This is a genomic window from Bacteroides finegoldii DSM 17565 (genome assembly GCF_000156195.1).
Taxonomy (GTDB): domain Bacteria; phylum Bacteroidota; class Bacteroidia; order Bacteroidales; family Bacteroidaceae; genus Bacteroides; species Bacteroides finegoldii.
This window is the reverse complement of record NZ_GG688345.1, coordinates 1-17,079: the sequence shown is the minus strand read 5'-3', so window position 1 is coordinate 17,079 and position 17,079 is coordinate 1. Positions and strand designations below refer to the sequence as shown.

The following is a 17,079-nucleotide window of genomic DNA, read 5'->3' as shown; positions in this document are numbered from 1 at the left end:
TTTTTGAATCAGTAATATCCAGCCAAATTCAAACTCACAAACTGGCTCTCGAACCCGAATTATATGAGTTTGTAAAGAAAGAACAAGAAAGAATTGATCGTATTATTGATGCAAAGTAATATTTCCATTTTCAAAAAGACAGTAGTAAGTCAAAACTAAGATATTCAGTTCTTAGATTATTTAAGTGAAAGGTAAATAAGACAATAGATAGATTATAATGAAAGAAGATATTGAAATAATGATGTTTGGAGGTAAATATGAAAATTGGTAGATACTATATATGAATATCTTTACTTCACAATAAATGAATTAGAATATAATCAACTACTTACAGTAAATCTATAACTCTTACAACCAAAAATTTTCTATTTCCTATATAGAGAATATAAAAAAGAAAAGAAAAAAGGTTATTCTACTTGTCTTACCGGATTTTAAAGTATTAGCGGTGATATAACAGTTAATATCGGAAGCCTAGTTCTTTCTGCTATTCAGATATAAAATTGAAGTAATTTTCAGTCAATCATATATTTTATTAGAAAGCCCTGCTACGGGAAAAATGGCAGGGCAAATTTTGTGTTTGTGTATTGGAGTTATTATTTAACGTGAGTTCGATATAAGAATAAATATATTTCACTTATAATTAGAAACATAGCGATAAAATCATTAAATTTATAGTGTCCAATTATAACATTTAAACGATTACCACTATGTTTCCAAAGTCTAAAGTTACAGAGATTTATTGTATGGCCGATGATTTTTGCAAGAAATTTACATTTCAACAGGAAAAATATATGATTGAGTATAAGAAAACCAAGCATCGTAACAAACCCAACCGTATGAGTGATGCTGAGATTATGGTTATTCTCATCCTGTTTCACTCCGGTGGTTTCCGCTGTTTCAAGCATTACTACAAAGAATATGTCTGTAAACATCTGAAACACCTTTTTCCGCGTCAGGTTTCTTATAACCGTTTTGTGGAACTGGAGAAGGAAGTATTGCTTCCCATGACTATCTTCATCAAAAAAGTCCTGCTGGGAACCTGTACCGGCATCAGTTTCGTTGACTCCACTTCCTTACGTATATGTCGTAACCAAAGAATCCTTATTCATAAGACATTTGAAGGGCTTGCCGAACGTGGAAGATGTTCAATGGGATGGTTCTTCGGATTCAAGCTGCATCTGATAATCAATGATAAAGGAGAGATCCTCAATTTCATGTTCACGCCTGGAAACGTGGATGACCGAGAACCGTTGAAGCAAGGTAAGTTTCTGGAAAACATCAAAGGAAAACTATGTGCAGACAAGGGATATATAGGTCAGGCTCTGTTTGAAAATCTTTTCCTGAATGGCATACAGCTTGTTACTAAAGTTAAAAACAATATGAGGAACTCACTGATGAGTATTGCCGACAAGATTTTACTCAGAAAAAGAGCCCTGATCGAAACAGTCAATGACGAATTGAAGAACATTGCGCAGATAGAACACTCCAGACATCGTTCATTCAATAACTTTATAGCCAACTCCTTGTCGGCTATCGCGGCATACTGCTTTTTTGAAAAGAAGCCCGCCATTGACGTAAATTTTGTCAATAACGGACAACTGTCTATTTTCTAATTTTATTTCGAACTCACGTTAACATACACTATCTGTTAATAATGAAGGCTTGATTCTGTCAAAAGAAACAACATTTTCATAAAAACATATTAATAGTCCGTACATACTATTGAAATTAAAAAATGTTATGCTTTTGTGGTGATATAACAAATAAACGAATATAAAGCTATGATTGGATTTATTATATGGATCATCGGCCTTGTTCTTACCATAAAAGAAAACGAATGGTGCTATGGTGAGAAAAACTTTTGTTCATCGTTTTAATCATCATTACGAGTTGGCTTGGACTTGCTTTCTATTATTTCTATGCCAAAAACAAGATCACAGAATGGATGAGATAAACTGTGAAGGAGGTGTATAATCCCCTCCTTCTTTTATTGTTTGCCAGAATTCCTCATTATACATATCAATCCTGCCTTTATAAATATTGTCCGTTTTAACTTATTGTGTTAATAAATATAGAATTTACAAGTTGTTAAATGAGTCCTATCATCATAGCCCACTTCCTTGCATATCCTGTATAATTCTTTATCCAATCGAAGAATATACCCCAGAGTCCTCTTTTCTATTTTTGATTTTTATGAGATGGAGACGGTAATTGTCTTCAATCATATATTTTTCTTGTTGAAAAGAGGAGAATAAAGCCATGAAAGCGGCAAAAGAGAAGGGGAAGTACATAAAGCAGAAGAACTCGAAAACGGAGATACACTCAGGCAATTATTAGCCAGAAGCAAATATTTATTATTTAAATCACCTGATAAATGGACCAAGAGCCAGAAAATCAGGGCAGAATTACTTTTCAAGCAGTTTGAAGATATTAAGCACGTATATTACTACTCATTGGAGTTGGGAAAGATCTTTTCCACAAACTATGACAAGGATGTAGCAAGAGCAAAGCTAGCACTATGGTATAATAAGATTGAAGAATATGGATACGATACATTCACAACAGTAGCAAACTCTATTGAGAACCATTATGAAAGGATTTTGAACTTCTTTGTGAACAGGAGTACAAATGCAGTAGCGGAAGCATTTAATGCTAAAATCAAAGCATTTAGGGCATCATTTAGAGGAGTAGTGGATATGAGCTTCTTCCTTTTTAGGCTAGCAGAGGTATATGCATGAAGGGAATTGACAAAACTTAATCCCCCAAAAATTACAACTGAGCCCCGAAAGCTGGATATACCGACATTCGGGGCTGATTGAATTTTAGTCTCTATTTTCTTATTCCCATTCTATGGTTGAATTGGGTTTCGGTGACATATCATAGCAGACACGATTTACATTCTTCACTTCTTTCAGAATTCGGTCTGTAATTTTCATCAGAATAGGCCAATCTATCGGTTCGATGGTAGCTGTCATAGCATCTACCGTATTGACTGCACGAATAATTACCGGCCAATCAAAAGAGCGAGCATTATCACGCACACCCACGGATTTGAAATCAGGAACTACTGTAAAGTATTGCCATACTTTCTTGTCCAATCCTGCAATTCGGAATTCTTCACGCAGAATAGCGTCAGATTCACGCACAGCCTCCAGACGGTCACGTGTAATAGCTCCCAAACAACGCACTCCCAAACCTGGTCCCGGGAAAGGTTGGCGATAAACCATTTCGTACGGTAAGCCCAACTCCAGTCCACAAGCACGAACTTCATCCTTGAACAATTGACGCAACGGTTCTACCAATTCAAACTTGAGGTCCTCCGGCAAACCACCTACATTATGGTGCGACTTCACCATTTTGGCAGTCTTCGTTCCACTTTCCACAATATCCGGGTAAATAGTACCCTGCCCCAAGAAATCGATACCGTCCAACTTACGTGCTTCTTCCTCGAACACACGAATAAATTCACCACCGATGATTTTACGTTTTTGTTCAGGGTCCGCCACTCCTGCTAATTTATTCAGGAAACGGTCTGTAGCATCCACATAAATAAGATTTGCCTTTAACTGATTGCTGAAAACTTCAACCACATCCTCAGATTCCCCTCTACGCATCAAACCATGATTGACATGCACGCACACCAAGTTATCACCAATTGCTTTCAGAAGCAAAGCAGCAACCACAGAGCTGTCAACACCACCTGACAAAGCCAACAATACCTTTTTATCGCCAACCTGACGCTTAATCAGTTCTATCTGGTCGTTCACAAAGTTTGTCATATTCCAGTTAGCTTCCGCTTTGCAGGTATCAAATACGAAAGACTTTACAGCCTCCTTAATAGCCTCGATATCATCTGTAAATTCCGGCAATTTCACAGTGCAAATCGCTTTATCATGACCGGCAGCCATAACAGGAAGTCCCATTGTATAAATAGCCGGATTTACGTCAATGGCAACGCCATCAATCACATTATTCGGTCCGCCATTGATAATAATACCCTTTACGTTGGGCAATGCTTTCAGTTCTTCTACGGTGATGTCGTGAGGATAAATCTCACTATAAACTCCTAATGCACGGATGGCGCGAGCCAATACCGTATTCTCGTGACTACCCAAGTCAAGGATAACAATCATGTCCTGTTTCATCTGATTCTGGTTCTTTTAAGTTTTTATATAGCCAATAGTTTGACCTTAGTTTCAATTCACCTGCAAATATAAATATTTTAAAAGACGCTACAATATATTGATTCGCCAAAAAGACATTTATTTTTATGCTTTCAACCGCATCACAAACCGACTTCCCTTCCCCAATTCACTCTCTACCGTCAGCGTACCACCATGAGCTTCCACAAAATCCTTCGAAATAGATAATCCCAAGCCACTGCCTTGTACTTTCGTTCCGGGTACACGGAAATAACGGTCGAAGATGCTTTTGTGATAACGCGGGTCGATACCCTTTCCAAAATCCTGAACATAGAGTTCGATCATATTTTCATCCTGTTTGGCACCGATAATCACACGCCCGTTTTCTTTAGAATAACGGATAGCATTACTTAGCAGATTTGTCAATACCCAGGCAATCTTTTCACTGTCGACAAAGAGTTTGCCGATTTTCTCTTCCGGATATTCCACTTCTATCTGGATATTAAACTTATCCGCTTGCACCTGATTAGCTTTGATCGCATATTCGATCAACTCAATCGGTTTGGTGATCTTCGGCATAAACTGTAGTTTTCCGGCTTCCACCTGGGTCATGTTAAGCAATTCTCCGGTGATACTCAACAAACGCTCGCTATTCTCCTTGATACTCTTAGACAGTTGCTCCTGTTCATCATTCAATGCACCGACACGCTTATCTTCCAACAGCTGGAGGCTCATCATAATAGCAGCAATCGGAGTCTTCAGTTCATGAGATATCGTCGAGATAAATGTAGTCTTGGCAGAATCCAGTTCCTTAAATTCCGTGATATTCTTTAATAAAATAACATCACCCAGTTTGCGGGGTTCCCCTTTTTCAGCCTCCGTATTAATGATAGGGACATAAGAGGCCTTAAAGTAACTCTCTTTGTCGTCAGCATATATCTTCAATGGTTCCTTCTGCTCGCTTGGCGTCACCAGTTCACGGATCAACCGCCGCAACAGGTCATTCTTCAAAGCCAGTTCCTCCGCCGATTGACGAATCACATTCTCCCGTTTCAGATTCAAGACATTGAGTGCTTCCTCATTGATAAACAGAATTTCACGCTCCATATTCAAGCCGATCACCGGATCATCTATACTGTTTACAATTGCTTCAATAAATTTCTTTGCAGAAAGAATATCCGACAAAGTACTGGCACGATATTCGGTCAAACGCTCCGCCATCCGGTTAAAACTATCCGCCACATCCCGGAATTCTTCATTATTATTCATCTGCAGACGCTTCTCATAATTATGATTGGCTATTTCAAGAATTCCCTCTTTCAGCTCTTTAATAGGCTTGCTGATAGTACGGGGCAACCAATAAAGCAATATCAGTCCGGTCAAGATACAGATTCCTCCCGTTACGGAAATCCATAACAAAGCACGTTCCAATCCGGGCATAGCAGCAGGACTATCAGGTTCTGTCGCTGTCAGAATTTGAAGATTCACAACTGAAAGTGTTACCAGCAAAATAATCATTCCGGCCAGCATTCCGATACCGAGAATCAGTTTCGTTTTAATATTCATAACGTTCATACGATTAATATTATGCAAGTATAATCAAATCTACATTAGCTTGTGACAAATTATTTAAAAACTTTCTATATCCCAGTATAGAACAAATAGCGTATGGCAACCTTAAATTAGGAGTTCCCATGCAAACAGTCGATATCTGTTTCTCTTTACAAACCTTGACGATGCTCCCCAAAATATCCTTCGACTGCACCTGCACCACCTCTCCCCCAAGTTCCGCCACGAGCTTAAAATGATTCAACAGATACCGTTGACTGGCTAGATCAATTCTATCCATACTCTCTTTCGGAGTCTGAACATACAGGGCTATAAAAGTAGTATTATACCGGGTTGCCAACTTTGCCGCCTTTCTGATAATCCGCCGGGGTGTTTTCTCATGACTACTGATACAAGCCATAAACTTCTCATGCCGGAGTCCGACGGCTACTCCCATCACCACCTCATTCTCCACCTTTTTTTCTACCCGCAACGCTACTTCCTTCAAAGCCAACTCACGTAACTGAAGAATATTCTCTGTCCGAAAGAAATTATCCAATGCCGTCTGAATCTTTTCCGGACGATATATCTTACCCGCTTTCAAACGTGCAATCAGCTCCTCTGCCGTCAAGTCAATATTCACCACCTCATCCGCTTCCTGAAGAACACTGTCGGGCACCCGTTCTTTCACTTCAATACCCGTAATCTCCTGCACTTCTTCATTCACGCTTTCGATGTGCTGAATATTGATTGCCGAAATCACATTGATTCCCTCATCCAGCAAAGTTATCACATCCTGCCAACGTTTCTCGTTCAAGCTACCTTCTACATTGGTATGAGCCAGTTCATCCACAATTACAATTTCCGGATGGACACGGATAATCGTATCCAGATCCATTTCTTCCAATTCTTTCCCCTTATAGAAGATTTTGCGACGCGGAATGACAGGGAGCCCTTGCAGCAATGCTTCCGTCCCGGCGCGTCCATGAGTTTCGATATAGCCGATTTGCACGTTCACACCGTTCTCCAGCAGTTCATGCGCCTCCTGAAGCATACGATATGACTTTCCCACACCGGCTATCATACCGATATAGACCTTGAATTTGCCCCGGTGGGACTTCTTTATCAGATCCAAAAAATACTGTACACTATGTTCTCTATCATCCATTACGTCAATCTGTTATTTTAAACATCCTAACCCGTAGTAATCATCACGATCACCACGGGTTTCACAAAAATTCATGAGTTTATTTTATGGCCTTAAAGTTACGCCAAATACTAAATGGGCGTCCTCCAAACGTGGATTCCATATAGCCTGTACAAATATAGGCAATGAAAACTTATCATTAAAATTTATTGCTTTCGTTGCTTTCAAAGCTAGGTTCGTCACTGCAAACCCATTCACATTATACTGCGGAGTCTTATAAGGAACCACTCCACAAGTAGCATTCAGATCAACTCCTTTCACACTGAACGGATAATTCAGTTCTACGTAAGAAGAGTATGCCTGCTTTTCCTCCCCCTCATCAGTCGTTTTTCTGTCAGCACCGGCAAACATGGTATACCATGCGATAGATAACGGGAACTTTTCAATAGGAAGCGTATAAGCTAACCCTGCTTCAAAATGATGTCCGGTGTCTCCACTTTTAAAATGGAAATAATTATTGGTAAGTTCTCCATTAGCCACATCAGCTTGTCCGTCCCACCAAAGAGTGGCTACAGAAAGTGTCGGTCCCGCTTCACCAAACTTATAAGCTGCGGTTAGGTCAATTTCTTTATTACTCTCACTCAAACTGGTTGAGCCCCATGCAGTAAGCGAGAAATTACCTACGCTAAATCCCAAAGTCGGCTGAAAGGAAGCGGCTCCCCCCTGATAAATACCACGCCATACATACGAACTTACCAAATCACCTTGTATAGTAAACTCTTGTGCTTGTGCATTGCTAGTTCCCAACATACATACGGCTGCTACAGCCATTGTTCCTAAAATACTCTTTTTACTAAAAAAACTTTTCATACTTTTTATCTAATTCTATTTTATGTTCCTGTAAAAAAGCAGCGCCCCATCCAACCTTGTTAATTTGAACCGCGGCATAACCCAAACGGTCCGGACAGGAACGCTGCTCAATCTTCATCTACTTATTGCTTTCCTCTAAAGCGATATTCAATTTCAAGACATTCACCTTTTCTGTTCCCAACAACCCCAAAAACGGTTTTTCTATGCTTTTATCAACAATCGCTCTTACTTGTTTTTCTGTTAATCCACGTGCTTGTGCTACTCTCTTCACTTGTACATACGCACATTGAGGAGTGATATTAGGATCCAGTCCCGAACCACTGGCCGTAACCATTTCGGCAGGCACATCCGCACGATTCAAATAAGGATGATGTACAAGGAAGGTATCAATACGCGCTTTCACTTCATCCAGATATTCTTGATTCGTAGGCCCTTTATTACTACCTGCGGAACTCGTCGCATCATACCCGTCACCGGCAGAAGAAGGACGTCCCCAGAAATAAATATCTTTTGTAAACATCTGACCCACATTGGCTGCTCCCACTACTTTCCCATCCAGCGTAGCCACCTCGGCATTTCCTTTATTAGGACCTGCTACCTGTGCGAACACCCACAGGATAAGGATATAGAACACAGAGAAAAAGACACAAAAAGCAAGTGTTATTTTTAATGACTTCAATAAAGTTTTCATTGCTATTGTTTTTTAATTAAAAGAATAAACCTACTACTAAATCTATCAATTTGATTCCCACGAAAGGAGCAATCACACCACCCACACCATAGATCAGCAGATTACGGCGAAGCAAAGCACTTGCACCTATCGGTTTGTATTGCACACCACGCAAAGCCAGCGGAATCAGAATCGGAATAATAATCGCATTAAAAATGACTGCCGAAAGAATGGCGCTTTCAGGACTATGCAGATGCATGATATTCAGAGCAGCCAGTTCAGGAATAGCAATCATAAACAAGGCAGGAACAATTGCGAAATATTTGGCCACGTCATTGGCAATAGAGAAAGTAGTCAGCGTACCACGTGTCATCAACAATTGTTTACCGATTTCCACAATCTCAATCAATTTCGTCGGATCGTTATCCAAGTCGACCATATTACCGGCTTCCTTTGCTGCCTGTGTACCGCTATTCATGGCTACACCCACATTGGCTTGTGCCAGAGCAGGAGCATCGTTCGTTCCGTCTCCCATCATTGCAACCAATTTACCAGCCTGCTGTTCCTTCTTGATATATTCCATCTTATCTTCCGGTTTAGCTTCAGCGATAAAATCATCCACACCGGCTTTTTCAGCAATATATTTTGCAGTTAACGGGTTATCCCCTGTCACCATGACCGTCTTCACTCCCATCTTACGCAGACGTTCGAAACGTTCCTGAATACCCGGTTTGATAATATCCTGCAACTCAATGACACCGGTCACTTTCTTGTTTACACATACTACCAACGGCGTACCACCATTGCTAGAGATAGAAGAGATGATCTCTTCCACTTCTTTCGGAAATTCATTTCCTTCACCTTCCACCATCTTACGGATAGCATCGAAAGCACCTTTACGAATCTGTGTTCCATCTGCCAAGTCTACTCCCGAACATTTAGTTTCAGCCGTAAACTTAATCATACGCGCTCCCGTTGTATTCAGGTTACGCATACGGATGCCCGACTCGCGTCCCAGTTCTACGATAGACTTACCCTCCGGCGTTTCATCGGACAAGGAAGACAACAGACAAGTCTCCACAAAATCGTGCAAATTGACACCCGGAGCCGTATGGAAATGAGTTGCTTTACGGTTACCGATTGTGATAGTACCTGTTTTATCCAGCAACAACGTATCAATATCACCGGCAGTCTCTACTGCTTTACCGGATTTAGTAATCACGTTGGCACGAAGCGCGCGGTCCATACCGGCAATACCGATAGCAGAGAGAAGTCCACCGATAGTTGTCGGAATCAGACACACAAACAAAGAAATAAGCGAAGCAATGGTGATGACCGTATTACTATAGTCGGCAAACGGTTTCAAGGTAATACACACTATGACGAAAACAAGCGTAAAACCTGCCAACAGAATAGTCAACGCAATCTCATTCGGGGTTTTCTGGCGGGAAGCACCTTCTACCAGTGCAATCATCTTGTCGAGAAAACTTTCTCCCGGTTGAGTAGTCACCATTACTTTTATATGATCGGACAATACCTTCGTACCACCCGTTACAGAACTCTTGTCGCCACCTGCCTCACGAATAACCGGAGCAGACTCGCCGGTGATAGCACTTTCATCAATAGAAGCCAAGCCTTCAATAATCTCACCATCGGAAGGAATCACGTCTCCGGCCTCACAAACAAATACATCTCCTTTCTTCAACTGTGAAGAACTGACAGTAACGATTTTATTGCCTTCCACTTTCTTAGCCGGTGTCTCTTCACGAGTCTTACGCAAGCTATCGGCCTGTGCTTTACCACGTGCTTCGGCAATAGCTTCAGCAAAATTGGCAAACAACAAGGTTACAAACAGAATGATAAACACGGCAATATTGTAAGCAAACGAACCTTGTGAAGAGTTTACAATGGAGTAGAGCGTTACGAGCAGCATGACCACTGTAGCCACTTCTACTGTAAACATAATCGGGTTCTTTATCATCATCCGCGGGTTCAGTTTCACGAATGACTGTTTCAAACTTTCTATAACTTGCTCCTTTGGAAACAAAGAAGCTGATTTATTATCTTTCATATCTTCTCTAATTCAGTATTACAAACTTAAATGTTCAGCAATTGTGCTCAATGCATGTACCGGGAAGAATGACAGCGCAGCAATAATGAAGATAACCACAAATGTCATGACTCCGAAAGTCAAAGTATCGGTCTTCAATGTGCCGGCACTTTCCGGAATGAATTTTTTCTGTGCCAGTAACCCGGCAATGGCAACCTGTCCGACGATAGGAATAAAACGGCTCAAAATCAGAACGATACCACACGTGTAATTCCAGAAATAAGTATTATCTCCCAAACCTTCAAAACCGGAACCGTTATTGGCAGCACAAGAAGTGTACTCGTAAAGTTGCTCACTTAAACCGTGGAATCCCAAATTGTTCAACCATCCACCTTCACTTTCCACAAAATCAGGGTGGTGCACATAAATATAACTTGAAAGTGCTGTAAATACCAAAATTACAAACGGATGAAGCAGAGCTACAATCGTAGCGATTTTCATTTCGCGGGCTTCCACTTTCTTACCGAGAAATTCCGGCGTACGTCCTACCATCAAACCGCTGATAAACACTGTAATGATAATAAATGTATAGTAATTCATCCATCCTACACCTACACCGCCAAACCAGGTGTTAATCTGCATATTCAGCATCTCCATCATTCCGGACAGCGGCATAGTAGAATCATGCATACCATTCACAGAGCCATTAGAGGTTACAGTAGTTACAATACTCCATAATGCCGTTGCTCCGGCCCCCAAACGAACTTCTTTACCTTCCATCGCACCATTATCCTGCGCAATTCCCAATTCATCAATGCGTGGATTACCGCCCATTTCCTGACTGACATTAATACATACGCCTACCAAAAAAGCGAAAAGCATTACTCCGAATATACTGTAAGCCAACTTCTTTCTGCGAGTATAGAAACCCAGCGCAAGTACCATCGCCATCGGGATAATCAGGATAGACCAACATTCTGCCATATTAGTAAGATAAGTCGGGTTTTCCAACGGATGAGAAGAGTTTACACCAAAGTAACCACCACCATTCGTTCCTAATTGCTTGATAGGAACAATTGCAGCCGTAGGACCTTGAGAAACCATTTGTTCCTGGCCTTCCATCGTAGTCACTTTCATCTTACCATCAAATCCCATCGGGGTTCCCTGAAGAATCAGGATAAAACCTACAATCAGAGAAAGAGGCAATAAAATACGTGTACAGCTTATTACCAGAAATTGCCAGAAGTTACCAATCGTTTTGGTTGTTTTTGCAGCAATACTCTTCATAATACCTGCCATAGCAGCCATACCTGTTGCTGCGGTAATAAACTGGAATAGCATGATGACGAACAGTTGAGTAAAATAAGTCAGTCCGCTTTCACCGCTATAGTGCTGCAAGTTACAGTTCACCATAAAACTAATACAGGTATTAAATGCCTGATCCGGAGTCTGCGGTCCGTTGCCGTCCGGATTTAAGGGCAACCATCCTTGTGAAACCAAGAGTACCATTCCCCAGAAAAACCAGAAAGCATTCAAAATCAACAATGCTTTCAAGAATTGTTTCCAGTTCATTTCTTCATTGGGGTCGATTCCACAAACTTTATAAATGACTCTTTCGATAGGAGCCATAAAATCAGACCAGGTCTTTTCTCCTCTGTAGACCTTAGCAATGTATTTTCCCAGTGGATAAGCCAGAATCACCATCAAGGCTATCTGAACAACCACGCCTAAAATTTCTGTATTCATATACTTTTTACCTTAAACTGTGTGTGTTACTTTAAAACTTTTCGGGTTTGACGAGCACGTACATCAAATAACCGAAGATCGCAATACCTAATACGAATAATGCTGTGTACATAATCAATTCTCCTTTTTCTTTAAATATTTTCAAACCAGTCTACACATTTCCAAAATAGCCAGAAACAAGCGAAACCGCTTAACAGGCAGAAAATAAATGATAGTGTTATTCCCATGTTTTTACCTTTTAAATGATTACTATTATTTTTTTACTCGCCACCCTTCATGCCAAATGCGTGCCACAAAAAGCACACAACAGATAACAGACTAATATTCAACAAAATACACATCACAAGAAACTTTCTATCCATCCAACATACCCTTCCATTTTGAAAAAAGGATTCTATTTTGAAAAGCTTTGTACTTTTCCAGAATTTCAGAAGAGAAAAAATAAGCAAATTATCACTTTGAAAGGGGGATTTTCATTTTGAAAAGGCAAGAGAAGGAAACATAATACTTATAATACACTGATAATAAGAGATTAACAACTAATATAGGTCTATTGGTATATGCTTTGCAAAGAGATAGATATGAAACTTTATATTATTGCAAACAGATTACCTGTCAAAGTAGCCGGCACAAACGGTAAATTCGCATTTTCGCGTAGCGAAGGCGGACTGGCAACAGGTTTGGATTCTCTTCAGACTTCTTATGAGAAGCACTGGATAGGTTGGCCCGGAATATGTGCCAATGAAGAAAAGGACCAACAGGAGATTAACGAGAAACTACAGGAAATGAATTTTCATCCGGTCTTCTTGTCGGAAAAGCAAATTGAAAATTACTACGAAGGATACAGTAACAGTACTATCTGGCCTTTATGCCATTACTTTTATGCTTATACCTTATATAAGAACTGTTTTTGGCAATCCTACCAGCAAGTCAACCGTCTTTTCTGTGAGGAGATTTGCCGACTGGTACGTCCCGGCGACAAAGTATGGATACAGGATTATCAGTTGATGCTACTTCCGGGAATGTTGAGGAAAATATATCCGGAACTCTGTATCGGATATTTCCATCATATCCCGTTCCCTTCCTACGAACTTTTTCGTATTCTGCCGGAGCGCGCCGAGATACTGAAAGGCTTATTAGGAGCCGACTTCATTGCTTTCCACACCCACGACTATATGCGTCATTTCATCAGTGCTGTAGAACGTGTATTACATCTCGATTTTAAATTGGATGAAGTACAGATCAACAACTGGGTGACCAGAGTAGAGGCATTACCAATGGGAATCAACTATGAATCTTATCATAAGGCCTCGGAAAATAAAGAAGTGCACCAAGCTATTGAACGTACCCGGAAACTTTTCGGCGAGCATAAACTGATCCTGTCAGTAGACAGACTGGATTACAGCAAAGGCATATTGCACCGTCTTCGTGGCTTTGCCACCTTCCTCGAACATCATGCTGAATATCACGGTAAAGTTACATTGGCAATGGTCATTGTCCCTTCACGCGACCATGTAGGCAGTTATGCGGAACTAAAAACAAAAATTGACGAAGAAATCGGCTCAATCAACGGACGTTACTCCACAATGAACTGGACTCCCGTCTGTTATTTCTATCATGGCTTTTCACTGGAAGAACTGACTGCCATGTACTATGTGGCCGACATAGCCCTCGTCACTCCACTTCGGGACGGAATGAATCTGGTAGCCAAAGAATACGTAGCTACCAAATGCGACAATCCCGGTGTACTTATCCTTAGCGAAATGGCAGGTGCCGCCGTAGAATTGACGGACGCTATCCAAATCAACCCGAACGATACAGAACAAATAGAAAATGCTATTTGCCAGGCACTTGAAATGCCCGAAGAGGAACAAAAACAACGCCTGCAACGTATGCAAAGCATTCTGTCCGTACAGACAGTCAACAAATGGGCAGCCGACTTTGTCAATGAACTGAACGCGACATGTATGAAAAATGATATGTTACGGAAAAAACGCATCGTAGCTGCCACCATCGCACAAATCAAGCTCAAGTATAACCAAGCCAAACAACGCCTGATTCTGCTGGACTATGATGGTACACTGACGGCTCTCAAACCACGTCCCGAGGATGCACAACCTACACCGGAACTCATTTCTATTCTACAACAACTGGCTAGCGATCCCGCCAATCATATTGTTATCAATAGCGGGCGGGATCACTTTACATTAGAAAAATGGCTTGGCTCCCTTCCTGTGTCTATGGCTGCCGAACATGGGGCTTTCTACAAAGAGAACGGGGTTTGGCATAAAAACATAAAGAAGATAGAATGGGGAGCAGGTATTCTCTCTATTCTTCAAATGTTTGTAGACCGTACTCCCCGTTCCCATCTGGAAGTGAAGGAAACTGCCCTGGCATGGCATTATCGTGAAAGTGACGCATGGCTCGGCACATTAAGAGCCCAACAACTCGTCAACACGCTGATTTCGCTCTGTACCCGGCAGAAACTACAAATTCTACAAGGAAATAAAGTGATCGAAATCAAATCACCGGATTGCAATAAAGGTTCCGAGGTGGGTCGTCTGCTAGCCAACAGACGTTATGATTTTGTTATAGCGATGGGAGACGACACTACAGATGAAGATATGTTTCAGGCATTACCGAAGAGCGCTATCGCCATTAAAATAGGTAGCGTATCCGAAGCCGCCAACTATCACCTGTCTGCCCAATCTGACGTACTTCCTTTCTTACGGTCTTTACTAGGCAAACAAAAAACTGCCACAAAAGAAGGAAGTATTAAGAATCGCCTGACTTTCGCTTTCGACTTTCTCAAAGATCTATTAAAAACTCAATAAAAAGCAATCAATATGAATAATTTAAATTATGGAGTGATAGGTAACTGCCGAACGGCAGCTCTCATTTCGCAGAACGGAAATATCGAATGGCTCTGTTTTCCCGATTTCGATTCTCCTTCTATTTTTGCCAGTATGCTCGACCGGGAGAAAGGAGGAGCTTTCGGATTCGAAGTTTCCGGAGACTATCGCATCACACAAAATTATGTCCCCCACACCAATATTCTTTCTACCCAATTCTCCTCCGATGAAGGAGAATTCGTAGTGCTCGACTATATGCCCTGCTATCGTTCACAAGACGAAACAGGGCATTATTTACCTGCCGAATTATACCGCTACATACATTGGATAAAAGGGAAACCGCGTTTCAAGATCAACTATCATCCGGCCCCGAACTATGCGCAGGGACAAGTGATCCTTAATATCACTCCACAGTATATCGAATCCTACTGCTCCTTTGACAACAAGGACAGACAATATTTATATGCTTCCCTGTCTCTTCAGGACATCAAAGAGAAAAAAGAAATCATTCTTGAGAAAGACGAATTTCTCCTGCTCTCCTATAACGAGAAAGTGATCCCAATCGACATAGAAAGGGAGAAAATAGAATATTGCCGTACGCTGGTATATTGGCTGAACTGGACAGACAGAAGCAAGAAATACACTCTATATAATGACGTAATCGAACGGAGTTTATTGGTTCTGAAACTAATGTCCTACCACAACGGAGCTGTGCTGGCAGCACTAACGACAAGCCTTCCGGAAGCTGTAGGAGAAGTGCGCAACTGGGATTATCGTTTCTGCTGGCTTCGGGATGCTTCCATGTCCATCGAAACCATGTTTCAAATCGGACATACCGGTGCAGCCAAACGCTTTATGAAATTTATCCAATCCACATTCGTTTCCAAACATGATTATCAAATTATGTATGGCATCCGGGGCGAGCACCAACTAACCGAAGTGATACTCGACCATCTATCCGGTTATAAGAACTCCAAACCTGTACGAATAGGAAATGATGCATACCATCAGAAACAAAACGACTCTTTTGGTTACCTGATGGACCTGATTTACCAATATTATCGCCTCATGCCCGGCACACTGGATGAAATTGAAGACATGTGGGAAATGGTAAAGACCATTTTAGCAAAAGTAGTAGAAAACTGGAGAAAGCCCGATAAGGGAATCTGGGAGATCCGGGGAGAAGGACAACACTTTGTTTCTTCCAAAGTGATGTGTTGGGTAGCTTTAGATCGCGGAGCTAAAATCGCTCAAATGCTTAACAAATATAATTATAGCGAACGTTGGCAACTGGAAGCCGAAAAAATAAAGAAAGATGTGATGAAATATGGCTGGAATAAGGAACTTCAAAGCTTCACACAGACATATAATAATCAAGCAATGGATTCCTCATTACTATTGATGGAACCCTATGGATTTATAGAAGCAGATGATATACGCTATCATAAAACAGTGGAAGCAGTCAAGAAAGCCCTTTTCCATAAAGGACTTATGTATCGCTATAACAGCAAAGACGATTTTGGGTTGCCTACTTCTGCTTTTACGATTTGTACATTCTGGCTTATACGGGCATTGTTTGTAACCGGCCATAAAGAAGAAGCACGCTGCCTGTTTGACGAAGTTCTGAAATATTCCAATCACCTCGGATTGTTTAGTGAAGATATTGATTTCGAAACCAAAGAACAGTTGGGCAACTTCCCGCAGGCATATTCACATCTAGCATTAGTAAATACAGCTATTTTATTTGCAGAAGAAGAGAAGAGGTTATCTTTTATCCGGCCTTAGAGAAGGCCCTAATTCAGAAGTGATAAAAAAACAGAAAGCCCCTTGACTCAAAATGAATCAAGGGGCTTCTCTAAAAACGGCGGCTACCTACTCTCCCACTGTTACGCAGTACCATCGGCGTGACGAGGCTTAACTTCTCTGTTCGGAATGGGAAGAGGTGGAACCCTCGTGCTATAACCACCTGAAGAAATTCAATAAGGTTATGACATGATGAAAAGTAAAACTTCAGTGTCTAGCAAGCTAAACGTATATATCGCGCCCCGTACAAG

Annotated in this window: 12 protein-coding genes, 1 rRNA gene and 1 pseudogene; 4 read left to right on the top strand and 10 right to left on the bottom strand. The window is 41.1% G+C overall.

The genetic code is table 11. The annotated features are described in order from the left end of the window. Positions 1–707: 707 nt before the first annotated feature. Both BACFIN_RS00130 and BACFIN_RS0220350 read left to right on the top strand, forming a co-directional pair. Positions 708–1,613: an IS982 family transposase gene (locus tag BACFIN_RS00130; RefSeq protein ID WP_007758356.1), complete on the top strand. Its 906-nt coding sequence runs from the start codon at positions 708–710 to the stop codon at positions 1,611–1,613. A gap of 735 nt (positions 1,614–2,348) precedes the next feature. Further along, a pseudogene (locus BACFIN_RS0220350) lies at positions 2,349–2,738 on the top strand (ISL3 family transposase); the annotation flags it as partial. A 99-nt stretch (positions 2,739–2,837) separates the two neighbouring features. Here BACFIN_RS0220350 and guaA read toward each other — a convergent pair. The 9 genes from guaA to BACFIN_RS23940 all read right to left on the bottom strand — a co-directional run bounded on the left by guaA (position 2,838) and on the right by BACFIN_RS23940 (position 12,285). Continuing rightward, a complete protein-coding gene (guaA, locus tag BACFIN_RS00135; protein WP_007758350.1) occupies positions 2,838–4,145 on the bottom strand; it encodes a glutamine-hydrolyzing GMP synthase in 1,308 nt (435 codons plus the stop codon). A gap of 123 nt (positions 4,146–4,268) precedes the next feature. Beyond that, positions 4,269–5,708 (bottom strand): HAMP domain-containing sensor histidine kinase, encoded by a 1,440-nt coding sequence (locus BACFIN_RS00140; protein WP_032840003.1) that lies wholly within the window; start codon positions 5,706–5,708, stop codon positions 4,269–4,271. Positions 5,709–5,727: 19 nt separating this feature from the next. Next, positions 5,728–6,858, bottom strand: coding sequence for a sensor protein KdpD (locus BACFIN_RS00145; RefSeq protein ID WP_004309023.1), 1,131 nt, complete (start codon positions 6,856–6,858; stop codon positions 5,728–5,730). A gap of 84 nt (positions 6,859–6,942) precedes the next feature. Further along, positions 6,943–7,707, bottom strand: coding sequence for a TorF family putative porin (locus BACFIN_RS00150; protein WP_004306399.1), 765 nt, complete (start codon positions 7,705–7,707; stop codon positions 6,943–6,945). Beyond that, positions 7,691–7,825: a hypothetical protein gene (locus BACFIN_RS23655; RefSeq protein ID WP_007758346.1), complete on the bottom strand. Its 135-nt coding sequence runs from the start codon at positions 7,823–7,825 to the stop codon at positions 7,691–7,693. The genes BACFIN_RS00150 and BACFIN_RS23655 overlap by 17 nt, the downstream gene beginning before the upstream one ends. Continuing rightward, entirely contained in the window at positions 7,826–8,398 is a 573-nt protein-coding gene (locus BACFIN_RS00155; protein ID WP_004306397.1) for a K(+)-transporting ATPase subunit C, read from the bottom strand. Between the two features lie 16 nt (positions 8,399–8,414). Beyond that, positions 8,415–10,448 carry a potassium-transporting ATPase subunit KdpB gene (kdpB, locus tag BACFIN_RS00160; RefSeq protein ID WP_007758345.1) on the bottom strand — a complete coding sequence of 678 codons (2,034 nt, stop codon included), beginning with the start codon at positions 10,446–10,448 and terminating at the stop codon, positions 8,415–8,417. Between the two features lie 18 nt (positions 10,449–10,466). After that, a complete protein-coding gene (gene kdpA / locus BACFIN_RS00165) occupies positions 10,467–12,173 on the bottom strand; it encodes a potassium-transporting ATPase subunit KdpA (RefSeq protein WP_007758344.1) in 1,707 nt (568 codons plus the stop codon). 31 nt (positions 12,174–12,204) lie between these two features. Then, positions 12,205–12,285 (bottom strand): potassium-transporting ATPase subunit F, encoded by an 81-nt coding sequence (locus BACFIN_RS23940; protein ID WP_073343870.1) that lies wholly within the window; start codon positions 12,283–12,285, stop codon positions 12,205–12,207. A gap of 448 nt (positions 12,286–12,733) precedes the next feature. Here BACFIN_RS23940 and BACFIN_RS00170 point away from each other — a divergent pair, with 448 nt between their 5' ends. Further along, on the top strand, positions 12,734–15,007 hold the full coding sequence (locus BACFIN_RS00170) for a bifunctional alpha,alpha-trehalose-phosphate synthase (UDP-forming)/trehalose-phosphatase (protein ID WP_007758343.1): 2,274 nt from the start codon (positions 12,734–12,736) through the stop codon (positions 15,005–15,007). 12 nt (positions 15,008–15,019) lie between these two features. After that, positions 15,020–16,810 carry a glycoside hydrolase family 15 protein gene (locus BACFIN_RS00175; protein WP_004323567.1) on the top strand — a complete coding sequence of 597 codons (1,791 nt, stop codon included), beginning with the start codon at positions 15,020–15,022 and terminating at the stop codon, positions 16,808–16,810. A gap of 74 nt (positions 16,811–16,884) precedes the next feature. On the opposite strand, the gene rrf is transcribed toward BACFIN_RS00175, so the two are convergent. Continuing rightward, positions 16,885–16,995: ribosomal RNA gene (rrf, locus tag BACFIN_RS00180) — 5S ribosomal RNA — on the bottom strand. Positions 16,996–17,079 lie beyond the last annotated feature (84 nt).